This window comes from Bacteroidota bacterium (assembly GCA_016183775.1).
GTDB lineage: Bacteria > Bacteroidota > Bacteroidia > JABDFU01 > JABDFU01 > JABDFU01.
Genome location: JACPDY010000083.1, coordinates 1 through 2,877, shown reverse-complemented (window position 1 = coordinate 2,877; position 2,877 = coordinate 1). Strand labels below are relative to the sequence as shown.

At 38.0% G+C, this 2,877-nt stretch carries 4 protein-coding genes; 1 reads left to right on the top strand and 3 read right to left on the bottom strand.

What is annotated here, in order from left to right; all coding sequences use genetic code 11:
• The 3 genes from HYU69_10510 to HYU69_10500 all read right to left on the bottom strand — a co-directional run.
• On the bottom strand, positions 1-1,042 hold a 1,042-nt coding region (locus tag HYU69_10510; GenBank protein MBI2270770.1), incomplete at its 3' end, for a DUF2779 domain-containing protein.
• A 120-nt stretch (positions 1,043-1,162) separates the two neighbouring features.
• Entirely contained in the window at positions 1,163-1,516 is a 354-nt protein-coding gene (locus HYU69_10505; protein MBI2270769.1) for a phage holin family protein, read from the bottom strand.
• An 81-nt stretch (positions 1,517-1,597) separates the two neighbouring features.
• Complete coding sequence (locus HYU69_10500) at positions 1,598-1,852, bottom strand: hypothetical protein (protein ID MBI2270768.1); 255 nt, start codon at positions 1,850-1,852, stop codon at positions 1,598-1,600.
• Positions 1,853-1,880: 28 nt separating this feature from the next.
• Here HYU69_10500 and HYU69_10495 point away from each other — a divergent pair, with 28 nt between their 5' ends.
• Positions 1,881-2,387, top strand: a complete 507-nt coding sequence (locus tag HYU69_10495) for a hypothetical protein (protein MBI2270767.1) — start codon at positions 1,881-1,883, stop codon at positions 2,385-2,387.
• Positions 2,388-2,877: the final 490 nt, after the last annotated feature.

Here is a 2,877-nt window from a genome sequence, read left to right as displayed (position 1 = left end):
CAATGCCGGCCTGGGCTAAAAATTCATAATGGATTAAAGGACTGCTTTTGGTTTCTTTGAAATGAATGGAATATTGAAAGGGAATGTGCTGATAAGGATGGGTGTTGTCAAATAGCGGTATGGCCGGCATTATGGTTTCAAAGTCCATAAAATAAAGAGGGTAATTAATTGTTTCCAGGAATTTCTTTATCCCTTCTTTATCAATTATAGCCTGGTTGGTTGTAAGGCTTTCAATCTGAAGCTTGAATGGTTTTTTTGATTCGTAATCAGCCGGTATCTCCCCGATCGTCTTTACTCCGTTGTCGTGAAGTTCAAATAATTTGTCTTTCGAAACACCGCTTAGGTTCAATACTGAATTTTCCGGTATATCTTTCCAGCATGTGCCGATAAAGTCGCACGCATAAGGGCTGTAGCAATGAGCGCCTATCTTAACATCGGGCTGCTCATGGCCAAGAGCTACGGCTAATAGCCGGCGTAAGTTCTCCTCAATAAAAGCGGCGTTTTCAATTGCTTCTTTTTTTACGGAGGTCAACCTGAAGAGTTTGTTATATTCAAGCGGGCCTTGTTTTATATAGGCAGTATTGATATTAATGATGCTGATATCCTCAAGTTCAATGCCATTGTTACGTATGATGTAATATTGTAATGAAGCATCCGATATATAAGTAGGTGTAATGCGGGTTGAGCTTTTTACTTCATAACCATACCAAAGATTATTGTGTTTAACCAATATGTCAATGGCCACAAGCGTTTTCTCAAACATAAAGGCGGCCTCATAAATTATTTCAACACCTTCACTGATGAGCTTCTTCGTTAATTCTACAGATTCAGAATATTTAAAGGGTGATGAGGGGCTCGCATCAACTCCGCCAGGAAACAATTTACGGGCGGTAACTCCTACATTAGTCCCTCTGCTGAAAATAGCCTGTTGTTCCGGACTTGTTTTGTCCTTCTGCTTGTAAAAATTTTTATACAGGTACAATGATTTGGTACATTGCAACCCGCGAATAAAAGATGATTTACTTAAGATGTGTTTTTCCATTTAACCGATTCATCAACCGAAGCTGAACGCTGAGTTTATCGAAGGGCAGCGCAGGTTGGTCACCAATTTCCTATTTCCAATCACCGATTACCGATCACTAATTTCCAATTACTGAACTACTTACTCATTGGTTTCCGATCTGGCCTGCAGGCTATTCAATACTGAAGTGACAAACGAAAGCACTAAACTGAATAACAAGGCCCACCAGAATCCACGAACCTGGAAACCGTCAATAAGTTTATCAGTCAGGATAATAATAAACGCGTTAATAACAAGTAGGAATAATCCGAAGCTGAGAACAGTCACGGGTATCGTTAACAGTACCATGATCGGTTTTATAACCGTATTTAAAAATGCCAGTACCGCAGCTACGAGCAGCGCGGTAACGATATTATCTACTTCAACGCCGGGTAAAATATAGGATGAAATAAGTACGGCAAGAGCCGAAACGATCAGTTGTATAATGAAGTTCATAGGTTATTCTGTTTATTTAGTACTACGAAGCTTATACGATAATTTATTAGAGTTTATATCGAATAAACTTTTTTGTGGGTTTTAGTGTTTTTGTGCTTTAGTGGCAATTGGATTTTGGCCACCAAAGCACGAAAGCTCTAACTTTTTCCCATATATTTTTTTGAAATTGTATATAATAATTTGACTCTTTGTACAAATTTCACATGCTCGTTTCAAAGGTTTAAATGTCATCCAAGTAATAAACGTAGTAGTATTGCTATCCTTTGTCACTTGTCCCTTCCACTCGCCTTCCTTTTTTAAAGATAACATTACTTTTAATATGTTGGAAAGATTCATAAATTTGGTTACATAAATAATAAATCCGATGTATAAAACACTCTTTTCCCTTTCAATAGTAATAATTATAGTTGCTTCCTGTACAAAGGACAGGGGAGAAATTGAATTGACTGGCATTACAACGGATGCCAAATTGTTCGCGTATATGAAAGCGCAGACGTTTTCATATTATAAGGACGATAATGTTAATCAGATTGTCAGTACAAGTTCTGGTGCCCATAGTAATACGTATTTTCTTAAATTCAATGCTAAAGCCAAGTCTGCATTGGGAAGTGATGGGAAATTACCAACCGGAGCTTCTTTTCCTGATTCGTCTTTAGTTGTTAAGGAATTATACAATGGCGGCGCTGCACCCTGGGTTTATGCAATAATGATGAAGAACTCAAAATCGCCTTTTGCTAAAAATGGTTGGCTTTGGGCCGAAATTTTTCCCGATGGTACGCCGGCACACAGTATAACAAAGGACGCCAGTTCATGTGTGGGATGTCATACAGGTGGCAGAGATTACCTGCAGTCGTTTGATGCGCATCCTTAGGAGAAGTGTTTTTTGATTTACTCCCGTTCAATAAGTTCGTGGAAGGAGAATGGTCAATCTATCCGGCATAGCCCCTAATGTTGTTGAATCCGTTGAATCTAACATAAATATCTCCCGTTTCAATTTTTTTTGGTAAGCTGGATAGGATTTCAATCATAAAAGTTTCGTCAATCCATTTACTCACCTATGTGCTCTATTCGTGTTGTTCGGGCTGTTTTTCTTAAAAAGCTATATTAAAATGAAACCAAGGATATTTATAGGTTCGTCTACTGAAAGCTTAGGTATTGCATATGCACTCCAGGAAAACCTGCGCTATGATGCTACTGTTACCGTTTGAAATCAAGGTATTTTTAGAAACTGTTTAAAATTCATTTGATAAAAAGTATAAAGGGCATCTAAAAGGAAATCTCCTACTGAATTACTTAGTGTTGACCAAAACCCTATGTACCATGTATGAAACAAGCCTTACCGATGCCCAATGGAAAATTAT

Bases quoted from the DNA above. Each gene is read 5' to 3' on its own strand.
- HYU69_10505 (MBI2270769.1), bottom strand. From the start codon at position 1,516: ATGAACTTCATTATACAACTGATCGTTTCGGCTCTTGCCGTACTTATT.
- HYU69_10495 (MBI2270767.1), top strand. From the start codon at position 1,881: ATGTATAAAACACTCTTTTCCCTTTCAATAGTAATAATTATAGTTGCT.
- HYU69_10500 (MBI2270768.1), bottom strand. From the start codon at position 1,852: ATGAATCTTTCCAACATATTAAAAGTAATGTTATCTTTAAAAAAGGAA.